This window comes from Bdellovibrio sp. HAGR004 (assembly GCF_055397015.1).
On the sequence record NZ_AP029176.1, the window covers coordinates 2,283,329 to 2,300,909 of the forward strand.

Annotated in this window: 17 protein-coding genes and 1 pseudogene; 6 read left to right on the forward strand and 12 right to left on the reverse strand. The window is 47.5% G+C overall.

The features are described 5' to 3' along the window. Window positions 1–63: 63 nt before the first annotated feature. The 3 genes from ACZ5ZV_RS11485 to ACZ5ZV_RS11495 form a co-directional block, all read right to left on the reverse strand. Complete coding sequence (locus ACZ5ZV_RS11485; protein ID WP_464117145.1) at window positions 64–1,035, reverse strand: deoxyhypusine synthase family protein; 972 nt, start codon at window positions 1,033–1,035, stop codon at window positions 64–66. Window positions 1,036–1,215: 180 nt separating this feature from the next. Then, window positions 1,216–2,265: a class I SAM-dependent methyltransferase gene (locus tag ACZ5ZV_RS11490; protein ID WP_464117146.1), complete on the reverse strand. Its 1,050-nt coding sequence runs from the start codon at window positions 2,263–2,265 to the stop codon at window positions 1,216–1,218. Window positions 2,266–2,330: 65 nt separating this feature from the next. After that, window positions 2,331–3,077 (reverse strand): hypothetical protein, encoded by a 747-nt coding sequence (locus tag ACZ5ZV_RS11495; RefSeq protein ID WP_464117147.1) that lies wholly within the window; start codon window positions 3,075–3,077, stop codon window positions 2,331–2,333. Here ACZ5ZV_RS11495 and ACZ5ZV_RS11500 point away from each other — a divergent pair. Beyond that, window positions 3,064–3,429 (forward strand): hypothetical protein, encoded by a 366-nt coding sequence (locus ACZ5ZV_RS11500; RefSeq protein WP_464117148.1) that lies wholly within the window; start codon window positions 3,064–3,066, stop codon window positions 3,427–3,429. The two genes, ACZ5ZV_RS11495 and ACZ5ZV_RS11500, sit on opposite strands and share 14 nt — an antisense overlap. Before the next feature lie 23 nt (window positions 3,430–3,452). On the opposite strand, the gene ACZ5ZV_RS11505 is transcribed toward ACZ5ZV_RS11500, so the two are convergent. The 3 genes from ACZ5ZV_RS11505 to ACZ5ZV_RS11515 all read right to left on the reverse strand — a co-directional run bounded on the left by ACZ5ZV_RS11505 (window position 3,453) and on the right by ACZ5ZV_RS11515 (window position 6,493). Next, on the reverse strand, window positions 3,453–4,865 hold the full coding sequence (locus ACZ5ZV_RS11505; protein ID WP_464117149.1) for a methyl-accepting chemotaxis protein: 1,413 nt from the start codon (window positions 4,863–4,865) through the stop codon (window positions 3,453–3,455). Between the two features lie 812 nt (window positions 4,866–5,677). Beyond that, on the reverse strand, window positions 5,678–6,178 hold the full coding sequence (locus ACZ5ZV_RS11510) for a GNAT family N-acetyltransferase (RefSeq protein WP_464117150.1): 501 nt from the start codon (window positions 6,176–6,178) through the stop codon (window positions 5,678–5,680). 9 nt (window positions 6,179–6,187) lie between these two features. Further along, window positions 6,188–6,493: a type II toxin-antitoxin system TacA family antitoxin gene (locus ACZ5ZV_RS11515; RefSeq protein ID WP_347357500.1), complete on the reverse strand. Its 306-nt coding sequence runs from the start codon at window positions 6,491–6,493 to the stop codon at window positions 6,188–6,190. A 449-nt stretch (window positions 6,494–6,942) separates the two neighbouring features. On the opposite strand from ACZ5ZV_RS11515, the pseudogene ACZ5ZV_RS11520 reads away from it, so the two are divergent. Continuing rightward, window positions 6,943–7,638: pseudogene (locus ACZ5ZV_RS11520) on the forward strand (tyrosine-type recombinase/integrase). Window positions 7,639–7,915: 277 nt separating this feature from the next. Here the strand turns inward: ACZ5ZV_RS11520 and ACZ5ZV_RS11525 are convergent. Beyond that, window positions 7,916–9,760: a methyl-accepting chemotaxis protein gene (locus ACZ5ZV_RS11525; RefSeq protein WP_464117151.1), complete on the reverse strand. Its 1,845-nt coding sequence runs from the start codon at window positions 9,758–9,760 to the stop codon at window positions 7,916–7,918. 231 nt (window positions 9,761–9,991) lie between these two features. On the opposite strand from ACZ5ZV_RS11525, the gene ACZ5ZV_RS11530 reads away from it, so the two are divergent. Further along, the gene (locus ACZ5ZV_RS11530) at window positions 9,992–10,555 is read left to right on the forward strand and encodes a hypothetical protein (protein WP_464117152.1); all 564 of its coding nucleotides are present in this window, start codon (window positions 9,992–9,994) and stop codon (window positions 10,553–10,555) included. 19 nt (window positions 10,556–10,574) lie between these two features. Here ACZ5ZV_RS11530 and ACZ5ZV_RS11535 read toward each other — a convergent pair whose 3' ends face one another. Genes ACZ5ZV_RS11535 through ACZ5ZV_RS11545 form a run of 3 tightly spaced genes read right to left on the reverse strand, consistent with a single transcriptional unit; the run spans window position 10,575 to window position 12,388 of the window. After that, window positions 10,575–10,724: a hypothetical protein gene (locus ACZ5ZV_RS11535; protein WP_347357496.1), complete on the reverse strand. Its 150-nt coding sequence runs from the start codon at window positions 10,722–10,724 to the stop codon at window positions 10,575–10,577. After that, on the reverse strand, window positions 10,721–11,578 hold the full coding sequence (locus ACZ5ZV_RS11540) for a tRNA threonylcarbamoyladenosine dehydratase (RefSeq protein WP_464117153.1): 858 nt from the start codon (window positions 11,576–11,578) through the stop codon (window positions 10,721–10,723). Before ACZ5ZV_RS11540 ends, ACZ5ZV_RS11535 begins: the two co-directional genes overlap by 4 nt. Before the next feature lie 9 nt (window positions 11,579–11,587). Then, window positions 11,588–12,388, reverse strand: coding sequence for a TatD family hydrolase (locus ACZ5ZV_RS11545; protein WP_464117154.1), 801 nt, complete (start codon window positions 12,386–12,388; stop codon window positions 11,588–11,590). A gap of 79 nt (window positions 12,389–12,467) precedes the next feature. On the opposite strand from ACZ5ZV_RS11545, the gene ACZ5ZV_RS11550 reads away from it, so the two are divergent. After that, a complete protein-coding gene (locus tag ACZ5ZV_RS11550) occupies window positions 12,468–13,523 on the forward strand; it encodes a hypothetical protein (protein ID WP_464117155.1) in 1,056 nt (351 codons plus the stop codon). A gap of 159 nt (window positions 13,524–13,682) precedes the next feature. On the opposite strand, the gene ACZ5ZV_RS11555 is transcribed toward ACZ5ZV_RS11550, so the two are convergent. Continuing rightward, complete coding sequence (locus tag ACZ5ZV_RS11555) at window positions 13,683–14,354, reverse strand: DedA family protein (protein WP_464117156.1); 672 nt, start codon at window positions 14,352–14,354, stop codon at window positions 13,683–13,685. Window positions 14,355–14,452: 98 nt separating this feature from the next. Here ACZ5ZV_RS11555 and ACZ5ZV_RS11560 point away from each other — a divergent pair, with 98 nt between their 5' ends. Next, window positions 14,453–15,304 (forward strand): RluA family pseudouridine synthase, encoded by an 852-nt coding sequence (locus ACZ5ZV_RS11560; RefSeq protein WP_464117157.1) that lies wholly within the window; start codon window positions 14,453–14,455, stop codon window positions 15,302–15,304. Between the two features lies 1 nt (window position 15,305). Here ACZ5ZV_RS11560 and ACZ5ZV_RS11565 read toward each other — a convergent pair whose 3' ends face one another. Further along, window positions 15,306–16,229, reverse strand: a complete 924-nt coding sequence (locus ACZ5ZV_RS11565; RefSeq protein WP_464117158.1) for a hypothetical protein — start codon at window positions 16,227–16,229, stop codon at window positions 15,306–15,308. Window positions 16,230–16,376: 147 nt separating this feature from the next. On the opposite strand from ACZ5ZV_RS11565, the gene ACZ5ZV_RS11570 reads away from it, so the two are divergent. Further along, window positions 16,377–17,561, forward strand: coding sequence for an endonuclease/exonuclease/phosphatase family protein (locus tag ACZ5ZV_RS11570; protein ID WP_464117159.1), 1,185 nt, complete (start codon window positions 16,377–16,379; stop codon window positions 17,559–17,561). Window positions 17,562–17,581 lie beyond the last annotated feature (20 nt).

Consider the following 17,581-nt stretch of genomic DNA (forward strand, 5'->3'; position numbering starts at 1 on the left):
CCCAAACTGGGACCCTTTCACAGAAATCTAATACCTAGATATTCAATTTCTTTTTTCTAACGTTTACCAACCCAAAACGTAACCGAAGATCAGAGGCGCACAGATAGTCGCATCGGATTCAACGATATAGCTTGGAGTCGTCGGAGCCAATTTACCCCAAGTGATTTTCTCATTTGGAATCGCCCCAGAGTAGGAACCGTAAGAAGTTGTGGAATCAGAGATCTGACAGAAGTAGCTCCACAAAGGAACATCTTCATGGCCCAAATCCTGCTCAAGCATTGGCACAACGCAGATCGGGAAGTCACCAGCAATACCACCGCCGATTTGGAAGAAGCCCACTGGAGCTTTTTTGGAAGCCCCCATGTACCATTCTGCCCAAGTCTTCATGTACTCGATACCACCCTTAACGGTTGTGGATTTCTTGATATCACCCTTGATGCAGTGACCAGCAAAGATGTTACCCAAAGTGGAATCTTCCCAACCTGGAACAACCATTGGAAGATTCTTTTCAGCAGCAGCCAACAGCCAGGAATTTTTAGGATCAATCTGGTAGTACTGGTTCAATTTGCCAGAAAGAAGGATTTTGTACATGAACTCGTGCGGGAAGTAAGATTCACCTTTGGAATCCGCATCCTGCCAGTACTCAAGAACCACGTTCTCGATACGACGGATAGCTTCTTCTTCTGGGATGCACGTGTCCGTGACACGATTCAAATGCTTCTCAAGAAGTTTTTGTTCATCTTGAGGAGTCAAATCACGATAGTTGGGGATGCGCACATAGTGATCATGAGCAACCAGGTTGAATACGTCTTCTTCAAGGTTTGCCCCTGTGCAGGAGATCGCGTGAACTTTACCTTGACGGATCATTTCAGCCAAAGAAAGACCCAGTTCTGCCGTGGACATAGCACCTGCCAATGTCACAAGCATCTGGCCACCGTTTTCCATGTGAAGTTTGTAGCCTTTAGCCGCATCTTTCAAAGCAGCCGCATTGAAATGACGGTAGTGATGATCGATAAACTGAGTAATTGGACCCATGATTTCTCCTTGTTATTAATAAAAGCTGAAAAGCTTCAAGGAGGACATCGGTCCCCGATTAAAGATTTCTAGCTTTCATCAAGAGCCAAGGAAACTACCAGAAAAGATCGAAAACTCAAGCACAGATTGCTTTTTGCAAAAGAACCAAGCTGTGCCCGAAAGTCCTGTACTTCCAATATTTTATAACCCGCGTCTGGCCAGCAGAGCTTTGGCGAAAAAACCCTGATCACGGCGAATATCAGTGAACCCCTGAGCTGCCAACAAGCCCTCCATGGGATTCATGGTGTAGTTCTTGTAAAAAGGCTCGTGAAAGTCCACGGGGAATTGTTCCAGTGCCCATTCCAAATCCTTGGTGTCCTCTTTCTGCAACGAGTCCACCAGCCCGTAACAACCGCCCGGCTTTAACACCCGGAACCCTTCGCCGATCACCTGACGACGAATTTCATGCGGCAGTTCATGAAACAAAAAACAGGAATAGACAAAATCAAACTTCGCATCCTGGAACGGTAAATCTTCCGCCGCCCCTTGCACAAAATCCAGGCGGTCAAACTCATGCAAATTGTCCTGGGCCTTTTTTAAGTAGGGATAACTCAGATCCAAAACCGTGATTTTAGCCTTGGGATAGGCCAGCTTCATAAATCGGGTCAGTCGTCCGGTGCCCGCTCCGACCTCCAGGAAGTGCAGACCGGATCCATCACCTGGCAGAGCTTCTTTTACCAAAGGAATGATCAGGCGGCGCATAGCATCGGCCGCACCGGAAAAAAGTATTTCCACCTGATGCTCATAAAGCTCCGCCGACTGACGTGTCAGATATCCACCCGTTTGAAAATGGAAATTGCGCTGATAGTATTCCGGCAGGTCTTTCAGGAAATTTTCAGCCTCTTCGCTGAAATCCCGCGCATCCTTCTCCGAACGACGTTTGGAGATCGCATAACCGTCATAGATAATGCGCGGATATCGCAGGAAATGCTGGGCCACTTTTTCAGGCTTTAGCACTTCAACGGGATAACACCCCTTTGCAATATTCTCGCTGTCTCTTTTTAGCAGTTTAAAAAGTTCTGCATAGGCCGCCCTCATCTTCTGAGGCTCCAATGCATGATGGGATTTGCGGCGTCCCGTGGTGACAAACTCAAAAAAGGGCAAGGACAACTGCTGAACAGCAAAGCCTGCGGACCTCGCCAGGGAATAACCCAACGTGACTTTATCCTGATACGGAATCTTGATCTTCACAGACCACCTCCACATCTAAACGTCTCAGACTGTGAGGTTGCCGTCAAATAGGGAATGCTTCCGCTTCAGGCCGCAGCTTTGACTCCTGACGCCAGACCAAAGATAGCATCCACGTTGCCCCCCACAGAACCAATGGCTGCATGAATCACCTGAGAGTTGGCTTGTAACAAACCCGACTCTTTCTTGATGGTGGATGTGGCCGAGCGGAGCAACTGAATAAAACGGTCCATCTGCTGAAGATAGTGCATAAAGGCCTGTTTCACCTCGTCCACGCGGGCCGATTCAACAGCTCCGATCTGACGAATCACCTCTAGCCCCGTGATAAACTTTGTCACCTCACCCATCGCCAATTCAAAATCAGACAGATACTTGGACAAAGAAGCCACTTCCCTGCGCAGGTTTGCCGAATAGTCTCGGAACAGACCTGAGAAGTCCTTCTGATTGGCTGTCATTTCGGCAAAAGCATCTTCTGATTGATGCAGTTTGGTCAGGGATTCTTTAACAAAGAAGTCCACCATGAGCATTTGCACATTCAACGCCGAAGCCTGCAAAGAGCATTTTTGAATGACCGCAGCCAGATTCCCGACAAAAGTGTTCAGTCCGCTCAGGTTGTTTTCAATTTGACCGGACAGTGTTGAGAACTCTTTAGAGACAACCCCCAGACTGGAGGCCACATTGCCAAACTTGGCGGCGGCAATAGTCATATTCACGGAAATAAATTTCAAATTCTGAAACTCTCGATCCAAGGAATCAATGGTGGCAAGTAGAACATCATTGGAACTCTGAAAACCACCGACCTTGGCAAAAAACATCGTTCAACCGGGTCAGCGTCGAATTGGTCACATCCTACAACACCACAACTTTTTTCTAAATGCCTACAAATACAATTATAGAAACCCCGTAGCTGCCGGCATCAGTAGTAAAGTTGAGGACTACAAATTTAGCACTCTCTCTGGTAAATTAAAGACCAGTCCTCTGCTTGTGCCTGTGGTTGAAGATATAAACCTCCTGACCTCTGAAACAAAAACACTAGAGTGGCTGAATACTCCCCCAACTCCTGAAAAGCTTGAGGCAGTAAGGTGGGGTTTGCGCCATCAATTCTTTAAAGCAAAGAAGGAGCGAAACACCAATAAGCCCATGATTTTAGATGGCGACACTCTGTGATAAGAATTAGGGCCTGGCACCCATTAGGATGCTATGCCATAAACAACTTTGTTAAGGTCTTTTAGGGCTTCATCTAAACTCTGGGCTTGATCACTAAGCTGCTGAGCCGAAGCAGAAAGCTCCTCAGCAACAGCAGCATTTTGCTGAGAACTAGAGTCAATCTCAGACATTGCCTTGCTAGCCTCACCAAACCCAACAGTTTGTTCATGTGATGCGCTAGCAATTTCTCCACTCAGTTGAGACATTTTATCTATCGCATGGATAAGATCCTTTATAACTTCCTCTGATCGCTTTGCCACTTGAGAACCATTGTTGATTTTAGCCACACTGTCCTCAATGAGATCATTAATTTCTTTAGCTGCGCTTGCAGATCTCTGAGCTAATGAACGAACGGCTTCAGCAACAACAGCAAAGCCCTTACCCTGTTCACCCGCTCTTGCTGCTTCTACAGCTGCATTTAGTGCCAAAAGGTTTGTTTGAAATGCAATGTCGTCAATCACAGTGATAATCTCAGCAATCTTCTTTGAAGAAGTATCAATTTCATGAATTGACTTTAACAGACTCTCTAGCTGCTTTTCTCCAAGCGCTGCTTTTTCATTTGAATCTTTCGAAATTGTCGCAGCTACTTGTGAACTCTCGGCATTTTTTTGAGTCATGCTCGACAACTCCTCCATAGATGCCACTGTGGTTTCGATTGATGATGCCGTTTGTACAGAGCTTGCCGAAATCGTCTGGCTGGCCTTAGAGAGCTGGTCGACGTAGAGCAAAATCTGCTCCGAACTTTTTGTAATTGCTTCGATGGCACTAACAATTGCATTCTTAACAACACGAGTGGTAAAAAACGCTATTGTTGACCCCAAGAGAAGCATAAAGGCCGAACCTAAAATCAAAGTCCATAGCACCTTGGCGGCAATTTTTTCGCTGTTTTCACCATATGCTTTCAGTTCATCGTTTAAGGCCACTCTGATGACGGATAAATTCTTTTGAACTTCTGCCAAATGAGCTTTGCTTTCTGATTCAAATAAAAGAACTGCTTCTGGTTGTTTGCCTTGCTTAAGAAGCTCATAGATCTTATGAGAAGTCTCATGTAACCTCTGATGAGGAGCTTCAATAGCTGCTATTTTGTCTTTGAAATGAGGGAAATATTTTTCAACATCTTGTCTCGCTTGTCCATGATACCAGGATCCAAAGGCACATTTCGTATGGTCTTTCTGCACCGTTAACTCAACTCCCGAACGTACTTCTTTGTCGAGCTTATTACCCCAGTTTAGATGATCTATCTCGCGCAATAAAAACTCTTGAGAAATATTATTAATTCTGACAAGTTGCAAAAGTATATTGACGCCTCCTAGGCTCACAACAATCAAGCCAGAGCTTAGAAACATCAAAACACCAAAAGCTATTGCAATTTTCTTTGAAATAGATAAGTTTTTCATAGGCTACATTTCGGAAAAAAAATTTTTTTGTTAAGATAAAAGTAGGAATCTATACCATTGGCGAGTCGCCTAATCTTACTCCAAATTAAACAATACGATAGAATCTAATATACCATTTGGTTGTGATTGCTATCTCTTCGACAGTACCATTGAGTAACACACTTCGCCTCGCTCTAAATACTTGCGCTCAAAATGAGTTCGACCATTATCGTGAATTAAACCAATCACGCAATGTAATCCCCAATGAGTTTCTGCGTTCTTTTGAACCTCATCTGCATAAGACCTGATATTGGTTGCCATCTCAATCTGACCACCAGGCTTTATACGATCAATTAAATGTGAAAAAAATGGAGCATTAATACTGGACTTCCTGAAAAACAAAAAGGAAAGTTTTCTTTTCTTGCTGGCGGACGAGGATTTGTTGTTAAAACATTTTCAGGTCTGGAAGGAGCAGGGACTCTGGGATCAGGTTTCACAAAAAAGAATCCTGACTTTACAGCTCGATCAACTTTCAAAAACCAGTGATGAAGGAGCTGGAGTCTAAGAAAAACAAAGCGCCCTTTTCCTGATTCTTCCCTGGCCGCTAGGGCCCGAAGGGCCCTTCTTAATGAAGGATTTCCTGGCAAACCTTATGTTGCGTAGCCTTCGCGCTCACCGCTGGCTCTAGCTAGAAGATGCTTGGCTGCATTTTACGAACTGACGCCGATATTCCTGAAGAATTGAGAAAAGCAATCCGCGCTCATTATGGAGTCGATGATAAGGAAAAGAAAAAGTCTTCTAAGAAGGCCGATTCACTTCCTACCGTCGCCTGATTATTGCGGGAATGAAGCCAAAGGTAAAAACAAGGTCATGGGTTCATCGGCTAGTTCGATGAACCCATACTTCTTATAGAAGGCTTTTGCAGCCCCATCCTTTACATCGACCAGAAGCGCGTAAACGCCAACATCAGCCGAGGCAGATTGAACCCGCTTCATTGCATCGACTAAAAGGAGTTTCCCTAAGCCTTGGCCCTTGGTTGAATTATCAACCGCCAGTCGGCCCATTCGAGCGACTGGCACGGGATGCTTAGGGAGCTTCTTCTGCAATGCTTCGGGGAGCGAAGATAAATCCACTTCGCCCATGCTGAGACTGTAGAAGCCAAGAACACGCTTGGCTTTGTCGCCTGATTGAATGGCTACGAAGGTTTTATTGAAATTCGCCGCTTGATTCTGACGAGCTTTCGCCTTGAGAAAATCATTTAGCTCAGGCGAACCACAGTCAAACGGCGCACGATCAAATGACTTGTCTAGGGTGCGAAATTCAAAGTTGCTCACAAAGCCAAATTACTTTCTGGATTGCTTTGAATAGTCCTTGAAAGCCTTTTTCAATGCTTCGTTCGGAGCCGGAGGATTTGTCAAAGCGGCAAAAAACAAATGAGCATCACGTTCCGTGAGACTTGTGCGTTCCACTTCCGACAGCTCTTTACGAGCAGCGCGAAGAGAGTTTTGCAGCATGAAAGAACTCACTGTAAGCCCTAAATGATCGGCGGCTTTCTCAATGAGATCTTTGTCCTGCGGAGCTGTGCGGATCATGACAGTGCTTTCCTTCTTCAGGGAAACCTGCGGCTTTCTTTTTCTTGCGACTGACATAGTAAACCTCTTTCACCGTGCTTAAACGGCTATAGATACACCATATCATAGCGTATTGCATTTGTCTATACGTACTAAATCTAGTGATTCCAATAAGTTGAGAGTTTTATCGGGACTTTTACAAAGATTTGCCCTTGATGGGCGGTCTGTAAAGGAGTAATATGAACTCCAAGAATGTCGAGTTCGAGCTAAAGCGCGAACTGGCTAAACTCAAAGAAGAGGCTGTGCCTTTTCGCTGGTCTGAGTGGCTTTCCGAATGCTTGAAGAGGATGAAGCTCGTTCACCGCCCTTCAACCGTCATCAACTACACTGCACAGATGGGCAAATGGATTGATCCTCATTGGAACAATCTCGATTTGCACAAGATCACGAAGCAGAAAGTTTACGACACCATTTTTACGGACGTAGATTCAAAAGTCAGTCCGTGGACACGCAAGACAATTCTGAAAATGGTTCGTCGAATTTTCGAGATGGCCGTTGAAGACGGCATCATAGACCGGAACCCTTGTGCGGGTATCCGAGTCAATGTGCCGGAGGTAGACCAGAAGGTTTTAACCAAAACAGAAGTTGAAATCTTCCTGCAAGAAGCGAAACAAACGAATCATCGTTTTTATCCCGTCTGGGCTATGGCCCTTATGACGGGAATGAGATCGGGAGAGTTGTTCGCTCTTAAATGGACAGACATAGATTTCGAGGGAAGGACTATTTCTGTTTCTAGGCAGTGGACGAACAAAAATGGGTTTGGCCCCACCAAGACGCAAAGGAGCCGCGTGGTTCCGATTTCCAATGCGCTTTTGAAGTTCCTAAAGGAACTCAAAATCAAGTCTGGAAATCACAGCGAGTTTGTCTTGCCGCAAATGCCCGAATGAGAGAACGGCGAACAGGCACGGATCACGCGAGAATTTTGCGCCGCAATAGGGATCACGCCCGTCAAGTTTCACGACCTCAGAGCAACCTTTATCACCAACCTATTAGCGCGTGGCGAGTCTCTGGCTAGAGTTATGGCAATCGTAGGCCATAGCCAGATTAAGACCACCAACGGCTATCTTAGGAAGGCTGGTGTGGATGTTCAGGGGGCTACCGAGAAACTTGGCTATGATCTTCCAGATGAGGTTGTAGGAGCCAAAGTCCTGTCTCTTAGATAGAGGCAGGACGGCTTCTGTGAACTCAAAAAACCTTGCTACTTCATGCTACTCGCGGTATTCGATTCCCTGTAATAACACGGGGTTAGGTCGGGAAAAATCACCCCGACCAATTTTCTTTTTTAGAAAATTGGTCAAGACCTAAAAATCCCCCGGAAGTTAAAATCTCGGGTTCTTGCAGATTCGAAAAAGGCTTCCCGGGTCCGAAAATAGCCAAAGAATTCACTGGTCTTTGCCTAAATAGCCAGACACCAATCTCTCGAATAAGTTTTGGGAGCTTCTAACCTTCACCTTCAAGATAGGCCTTAAGATCGGCAACTTTTCCACTCACATTGTTATTCTGCACTTTGATGTTCTCACCCGTGGCAGCAATCTGCTCGGCTGCGGCTGCATTTGCTTGGGAGGCCTGATCCAGCTGACTCATAGCTTTGTTAATTTGCTCAACGCCCGCCCATTGTTCACGACTTCCGGCTGCAATTTCATCATTAATCTCGGATACCTTTCGGATGGAGCTCACGATGTTGGTGAGCACTTCACCCGAGTGGTCTGCCGCCTTAGAACTGCGTTCGATCTGTTCAACACTCAGATTAATTAGATTAGAAATTTCCTGGGCGGACTGAGCGCTTCGCTGCGCAAGACTGCGCACGGCCTCTGCGACGACAGCAAATCCTTTACCCTGTTCACCGGCTCGGGCGGCCTCGACCGAGGCATTCAAGGCAAGTAAGTTCGTCTGAATAGCAATATCATCAATAACACTGGTAATCTCTCGAATCTTCTTGGATGAGGTTCCCATCTCTTTAATTTCCAAAAAAAGACCCTTCATCTCCTGCTCGCCCTGTTGGGCGGCCGTGGATGCATTCTTTGACAAATCCGCACCGACCTTTGCGTTCTCGGCATTATGTCTAATCATGGCACTGATTTCTTCAAGTGAGGCCACAGTCTCCTCAAGAGACGCAGCTGAGTTTGTCGAAGCCTCTGACAGCTCAGCACTGGCCGAAGCCAACTGATCTATTGCTGAGTGCACCTCTCGAGTCGACTCTTCAAGAGAGCTGCCGATACTGGTCAGCTTTTTTGAGATTTTACTTCCCAGTAGCCAAGAACAACCAATCATGAGGATAAGAGAACCAATATTAAGAACTAGCATAAACCATCGCAGCCCTGCTGTCGCCTCCTGGACCTCCTCCTCATTTAGGCTAGCGGCAACGATCCAGTCCATCTCTGGGTAGTGATGAAAAGTCGCCATTTTGTTCTGAGCTTCTTTAGTCTCACTATTCAACCAACGGTACCGAATGGTCCCATTCTTTTTGGACACAATCTCTTGAAAAATTTTGACACCATCCAAATCTGTCGAATCGATGAGATTCTTTCCCTCGAGATTTGGATGCATAACCATCGTAGCTTTTGAGTCGAGAATAAAGAAATAGCCTGTCTTAAGCAATTTTTTGCTTTTTAGAAAGGTCATAATTTTTGAAGAAAAGGTCTCTGGCTGCCCCATAAAGAAAGCCCCTACAACTTTACCATTCTTAGTGAGGGGTTCGTAGGTCGTGATGTACCACTGACCCGCAACAATCGCACGTCCACTGAATCTCTCGCCTTTTCTGATAGCCTCAAGAACTGGTGATTCATTTGGTATATAGATTCCGGAAGTATAAGTACCATCCGGTCTTTGAACACTGGTGGCAACTCTTAAAAGTCCCTGTGGTATTAAGGCCATAAAACTCACTGCTTGACCGGACTGCTCTGAAAGTTGCTTCGCAAAGTGCTGGGACTCATGCAACGCTTGCCCTTGATAGCGAAAAACAGGAAGAGTTGCCTCGGTCTTTTCATGAGTGACCTGATTTTCGATAATACCCCTGTATGTCTCTTCAGGGAAGAGCAGCTCCTGCTTTACCCTAAGACTCCAATAGGTCATCAGTTTTGCTTGCCTCTCAAGACTTTCGTCAAGAGCAACGCGAATCGTTGATTCAACACTCTCCATTTGGGCATTGAGGTTGGCCATCGTCAGTTCATCAAGCATCTTTGAGGAAAACCGGAAGCTCATCGTCGCTCCGAGCCCCGTAATTAATAGTGAAATTGTCGAGAAGATCAAGATTAGCTGCGTTTTGAGTCCAAGACGTTTTTTCATACCTTAAATATCGGTCTAAAAAATATTTCCTTTAAACGGCAAGTAAGAAATTTTAACAACTGGCCTCGCTAGCATTTAAAAAATAACTCTCCATCACCCGTTTGTAGGAGGCCCACCGGACCTACTTCGGAAGCGAAATAAAATTGTCAAAACACACAAATGTACGAGAAAGTATCCCTGCTTTCTATCATGTCGCCTCACATTCGATCCGAAAAGATCTTTGGAGGCCTCATGAAAACTCTGAACGTCTTGATGTGTTTGATTCCCGCCCTCTTCACCACTGGGTGCGTTTTGCAAGCCCAACTAAAGCCGGCCGAGGCCAATGCCTCAGAAGGTGACACAAACCTTGGATCTTCGCAAAGCAGCTTCACGGCGATTTTTAAAGCCAACAATACCCATCTGGTGGTTCTTTATGATGAGAACACCACCGCTGCGACCGTTAGCGGTGTCTGTAAACCTGGAGACGTGATTGTTATGGATGGTTATGCAGTTGGATTGACGGCCTCAAACACCATCTTTTGCCCTGAAAGCGGAACCTGGAGCACCAGTTTTGACCTGAACGTAAATCCGAAATCCAGCTCTTATGGAACAAATTCTTTGATTGCCAGCACTCGCGGAAGCAGCACTTCCACAGCACTCATTCACCTGACATATTCACCAACAACATTCCCAACGGCCGACAGCTGGGCCGATTTTTACACGGATGGCACCAAACAGTTCGTGGTACTTGATTCTTCCGGGGATGGACCGGCAGAGTCTTACCCCCTGCCCGGCACCCAAAACGGCGTCTTGTAGATCAATTAAGTTGTCGCACCTAACTGTGAGAAGCGCCGGCAGCTGAAGCAGCTGCCGCTTTTCTTTTGGCTTTACCTTCTTTATACCAGTGCCAGAAGGTCGCTCCGACAAAAACGAAGCTGAAAAGAATAATTAATGCAATCAAAGTAAACCAAGCAAAGACGATCATTTCTTCTCCGTCTCGCCCCATACCTGAGCATGGATTTCCTGGACGATGTGGGATGCCAGGTGCAGACCGAACGCGCCGGTGACAAAGCTTGCTGTCCCCCAGATCACATTACGGCTGTCACAGTTGTGCAGATCGTTTTGACCTTTCGGGCACACGCATTTGAACCCCTGACCATTGTCGTATTTCAATTCGACGGGCTGAATTGGAGTTTCATCTGAGAAGAAGCAAGGAATGCCAAAATTCTTTTCCGGGAAATCATATTTCTGACGAAGGATCTTGCGCACTTGGGACGCCATCGGGTCCCCGTGTGTTGCAGACAAGTCTGCTTTTTTAATGCGCAATGGATCCATTTTCGCCGCTGTTCCGCCTGTAGTGACAACTTTGATACCACGCGCACGGCAAGTCGCCAGCAAGTGAGTTTTGGCCGTGATATTGTCGATCGCATCCACGATGTAGTCCGGCTTATGGGACAACATCATTTCAGAATTGGCTTCGTTGTAGAATTCCGGAATCACGTTCACAGTGTTTTGCGGATTGATCTTGCGCAGACGCTCGCCCATGACTTCGGCTTTTTTCTTACCGACCAAACCTTGCAAAGCGTGCATTTGGCGGTTGGCGTTGGTGATGCAGATTTCATCAAAATCCACGACAGTCAGTTTGCCCACGCCAGAACGAGCCAAAGATTCCGCGGCCCAGGAACCCACGCCGCCCAAACCAATCACCATCACGTGAGTGTTGAAAAGACGCTTCATCACCTCATCACCAACCAAGCGACCCATGCGGTCGAAGCGGCGGTGAAGCACGTATTCAGTCTCTGGAGGTTGAGGCAGGTTGTTAGTTTGTGTCGTTTCCATATTTCGCCCTCACTCTATTGGCGGTGCAAATCTTCGAAAGTTTGCAGTAGTGATATCTAATATTTCCATAGGATCAAGGGATTTTAACTCCCCTATAGTTCTTGCCACCTCCCAGATGCTTTCTGGAGGGTTTAAGCCACCTTTATAGGCAGGTGGTGCCTGATCCGGGCTGTCGCTTTCAATTAAAAGCTGCTCCAGCGGCATTTCACGCACCGCCTGATGCAGTTTTTGATTGTCCGGGCGGCACACCGGGCCCCCAATCGACAGAAACAGGCCGCGTTTGAGGAACTCCTGGGCCTTGCCCCAACTGCCGCTGAAAGAATGCACCATGCCTTTTTGTTTTGGAAGCCCCCAGACGTCCATAATTCGCAGGCTTTCCTCGTGAGCCTGCACCAGGTGCAGCACCAGAGGCTTGCCACTCATGTGACCCAATTCCAACTGCTGCTCAAATACGCTGATCTGACGCTCCCGAGAGTCCTTCATAATATGAGGCCGGAAATCCAGCCCCAGCTCCCCCAAACCCTGAGCCTGCGGCAAAAGCCCCGCCAAAGCATCCAGGGCGGCTTCGCATTCGTCCTCGTCATGATCCACCACCCAGTACGGATGCAGACCAAAACAAAGGCCGATGTGACTTGGATACTTCTTTTTCAACTCGATCTGCCGGGCCCAGTCCTCGGGGCCCACGCCCCCTTGCATAAAGAAGGCAATCCCGCGCGCGCGAGCACTTTCGATCACTTCATCAACCTGACCGTCCCAGCGTGAGTCAGCCAGGTGTCCGTGGGCATCCACCCAATATCCAAATCCAACCATAGGTCCAGGTTATATCGTGAAATCCCAGACTCGAACAAGGGCGAAGTTCCGCCGATACATGAACGGTATAGGAGTATGTATGAAGCATAAATTACGCCTGGGTTTTGACGTGACTATGGAAAAAGGTGCGACATGGAAGCCCCTGAAAGTTCAATTCTGGAATCAGGAATCCACTTACGAGAAATTTAAAGCCTCTGAGCCGTTTAAATACATGTCTGACGCTCTGGTGGGTTTGTCTCTTGTCAAATTGAACCACTACATCAAAAGCCCGGTGGCCACTCCTCACTTGGACTACAACTTCGCCACGGACGCCTGGAAGGCCTTGGACCCTCACACGGAACTATATGACAGATCGTCTCCACGAGTTCGCGCTTTGCAATCTCACATCGCGGTTGTGAATCCCGTGATCTGTGCCGAATTTGAAAGCCACTTCAATGAGCACTTTGAAACTGCCTTGAAACCCTGGGGTGTTGATTTGACGGCCTTGTGGCCGTTGCTGGACAGTTTCTCGTGGTTTGAAACCAAGATGGGTCAGCCGCTGATGTACAACTTCGGCTTGAACTTCTCAAAACCCTTCGTCGACAAACTTCAATATCTGTATTCCTTCCTGTACAACCTGCGCAGCCTGGTGGCGGTGGATCACAACGCCCATGTGGAAGATCCTTCTCATGAAGGTGTGAAAGTTGATGCCATCACCGACTATCTGCCACGTGCGGAATATGTCGTGAACGATGCCCTGCTGTACTGGAACTTCAAAAAATTCTCACAGCCTTTCAGCGGCCCAAAAACTCCGGACAGCCGCGTTGAGAACTTATTTGTGAATCCGATGGAAAAAGCCTTCCAGAAGTATTCCCATAACGCTTGCCATTTGGTGAACAATCTTCCCAAAAACTTCATCAGTTCCCTGAACCCGATGGAACTGGAAGAGGCCTTCTATCTGGTGCAAATGGATTGGCTGCTGGGCTCCCCGGCAGGCCTGCTGTTCAAAATCCGTGAAGAGATTTTTGCCCTGCAAAGTGGCTATGAAAAGATCTTCTGGAAAGATGTGGAGCCTCAGTTCCACTCTAAACCTGTCAGTCTGCACCTGTGCTGTGAAATCACACCAGAAGCCATTTACGAAGAAACAGCCGCCTAAGACAAACAAATTCCCACAAAACAAAAAAGCCCAGCTTCGAGCTGGGCTTTTGCTTTTCTAGTACGCTGTCACATTCATTTATGCAAGGCGCGGCCGACGAAGCGCACTCCCAGTGCGTCGAGCAGGTCGTAACGCAGTAGAAATAAATGCTACAGTGTACTAGCGGCTGGCGGCTTTGGCGATCCATCGTTCGCGGATTTTTTTGATCACGAAATAGATCACCAACAGCGCGATGATTCCAAAAACCACCAGCTTGAATTGTCGAAGATATTTCAAGATAGGCTCACCATAGTGGGCCAGCAAGTAGATCTGAGTCGGCACACTGATCAACGCCGCAATACCGTCGATCACCAGGAACTTCCAAACGGGGTATCGCAACATCCCGCAAGCCAAATGACCTGGGAAACGAAGGCCCGGGGTAAAACGGAAAATACCACAGGCATAGGCACCGTATTTGTGAGTCCATTCTTCCACACGCTTCATCATGTGTTCAGGGAAGAACTTATGAACGCGCGGATGATACAGCAGCTTTCGCCCGAAAATCCGTCCTATAAAGTAAATTAAAGTGTCACTGGCGACCACGGCCGTGAAAGCAATGATGGCAGCGGTGTGAACGTTAACAACCGGAGCCCCCTCGTAAGGCGGCGGGAAATGCGCGGGATGCGCCCCCATGAAGGCCAGGATACCGACACTGATCAGCGTCACTTCTTCAGGCAGCGGGAAACCAACGGCAGATAATGCCATCATCGCAATCAGTCCGGCGTAAACCATGCCCGGCTGATAGGCGAACTGAGACATCCATTGAAATATTGGCTCGTTAGCAAACTCCAAACTGCATTCTCCTGAGGTCCTTACTATGAATTAAACAGTCCCACTTGAACACCATTACCACACCGTGCTATGTGTCTTTCTCACAAGAAGATTTAAGTATGCAGAGTGCCAGAGGTTTTGAATACGGAGTCAGACATATTTTAAGCCCTCAGTCTGGTGGGCTTTGTGATGTATTATTAAGCAATCTGGAACTTGATCGTGAACAAATCCAATTTCTGCTTCAACTAGGCGCCATCTATCATAATCATCAGCGAGTTACGGAGAATTCCTCGGTTTCATCTGGCGACTATATTAGAGTCCATACGAAACCCCGCCGCTTCCCCGCCAACGACGGTCAGTGGCTGTCGCGTCTCGTTTTTCAGAACGAACACTTTCTTGTGGTGAATAAAACCTCAGGCCTTCCGGTTCACGCCAGCGTTGATAACCTGCACGAAAATCTGCAGTCGTACTTGCAACAGACTTTACAACAAAACATCTACGTCACTCACCGCCTGGATGTGCCAACCCGGGGGCTGATCGTCTATGCAAAGACGGCAGAGTTCCAAACCGAGTTCAATAAGCTGCTGATCCAACGTGAAATGCGTAAGGTCTATCGCGCCCGCGTTCAAGGGCAAGACCTGGCCACCGGACTGCTTCGACACTTTATGGAGCCTTCGCCGCGTGCACCGAAGGTGGTCAGCAAAGAAGCTCAGCCGAAATGGCAGGAATGTCTTCTTGAGATTCTTGAGTTTTCAAAACTTGAAAACAACCAAGGCCTGGCAAAAATTAAGTTACACACCGGGCGCACCCATCAGATTCGCGCGCAACTGGGTGCTGAAGGTCATCCCATTGTCGGTGATTTTGCCTATGGTGCCGAAAAACTGTGGGAAGAAGAGCGGATCGAGCTTGAGGCCTGCGAGCTGGCGTTTACCAACCCGCTCACAGGGGAATCTCACGAATTTAAAATCTAAATTAGAACAAGAAAGCGTTGGTCATCAGGAAGTACTGAGTGTTCTCGGGCTGACCGAAGGCGATATCTTTACCACGATAAGAATTCAGGATCGTCGTGTTTGTCGCACCCACCAGGAAGTTCAAACCACGCATTGGCGGACGGATCGCAAAGGCCACCTGATAGAAAGCCTTAGTCACATGACGAGCTTCCAATTGCTCAACTGCGGAAGAATGGTACCAGTCTTCTTCCAAACCGATACGTGGTTTGAAAGAGAAGTATTTGTTAATATCTGCGGCCACTTCCAGATACTGTTCCAAGGAGGCCTGTTTGTTGGTCTGACGAGGGTCCGTCACATAGTTGCCGTCCGGGAACTGAGGGATGTCGTTGTTGAAGCTGGCAGTACGACTCTGCCAGAAGAAATCCGGTTTGATACCGTAAGAGATGTAAGAGAAGCGTCCGATGGAATAATCAAAAAACATTTCCAAGCGAAGCTTGGCGATCATACCGGAGTTTTCCGCGTACTTGCTGGTTGGAAGATACAATTTCGCATTTCCTGCCAGGTCCACATCACCGATATAACCCAGGTCATAGTTGGCGTAAGCTATATGAATATCAGAAAGCTCCGCATCTTGTTTCACCTGATCACCGTAGGCATTCTGACCGGCGGTATTGAACAAGAAAGGAACACGCACAGAAAGCTTTTGGTCAGCGTTAATTTTATAGTTGGCACTGATATAAGTGTAGGATTCTTGAGAGCGACCATCGGTCTGTGTTTTACCCGGCTTCATGTTGGCTTGGGAAACAACCGAGAACAAAGTGAAGTTCCAGTTTCTGCGAAGAGAGTCACCAACCGACATCACCATGCTTTCTTCACGCTCTTGAGCAAAAGCGACGGATCCAAAACAAGAGAAAACAAGGGATAGGGCCAGGGCCTTTTTCAGCATGAAAGCTCCTCAGTGACAAAATTCGGGTGAAATATGCCATATCGCACCATGTTACACAAGTGGCAAAATTTAGACGGCGTGAGTCTCAACGAATTCCTAAAACTCTTTCAACTTGAGTCCACCTCCCCCTTCCCTTACAACTGAGGCATGAAAAATTTACTGCTGCTTAAGAACCTGACCCTTGCCCTTATTTTGTCCCTGCTTGTCGGCTGTGCCGTCACCTTCAAGAAGGCCCAGTTTAGCCTTCCTCCGAAGGCCGCTGATGAGATCGCTGTGATGTCGTTTAACGTGGAAAACTTGTTCGACACGACTCATGATGCTGATCGCAATGACTATACGTACATGCCATTGTCAGCCAAACAAGACCCGGTCATTCGCCAGGCCTGCAAAGACAACAACGACAGTGGCTATCGCCTGTCAGAGTGTCTTTCCACGGACTGGAGCGAGACTCAGCTTGATAAAAAGCTGCAGAATCTTTCCAAAGTTGTCCTGGGCGTGGATGGTAACGGCCCGGATGTTTTAATGTTGATCGAGGTTGAGAATGAAAACGTTCTGAACATCTGGAACAAAAAATATCTGCAAAAAGCCAACTACAACACCGTGGTTCTGATCGAAGGCCCGGATAAACGTGGTATCGATGTGGGCTTGATGTCCCGTCTGCCAGTAGTGGGTAAACCGGTTCTGCACAAGATCCCTTGGAAGCCTAAAAACGACGAAGACAAAAAATGGATGGAAGCATCCCGTGGCGTTTTGGAAGTGACGTTGAAGGCTCCAAACGGAGATCCCATCACTTTCTTCACAGCCCACTTCCCATCCCAGGCCAATCCGACCTACTGGCGTCAACAGGCGGCTGAGTTCGTCGCCCAGCTGATCAAAGACAAGGGACCCAATGCCATGGTCATCGCAGGCGGTGACTTGAACATCACGCACGATGAGGAAGAAAAGGAAAAAATCTTCGCGAACACGTTCTCTCCTGTCGGTGCCGTTTCTCACTTCGTGGGCTGTAAAGAGTGCCCGGGCACGCACAATTATCGCAAGTCCTGGTCTTTCCTGGATGCACACATCTATTCCAAAGCTTTGCTAGCTGACGGAGCTGGCAGCTATAAAATGGAACCCGGCACGATTGATGTGATCCGCTATGAGGATGTTCACCTGAAAAAAGGCAAATACCCATTGCGCTGGGACTACGACCGCATGATCGGGGTGGCCGATCACTTCCCTCTTTATGTGCGTTTAAAACAGCGCAGTGAAGCGAAAGCGCCGGTGAAGGAAGAAGCCCCGACCAAGGACGCAAAGCCAGCCAAGGGCACAAAGAAGACCAAAAAGAAATAAGCTTCTAAATGCACCAAATA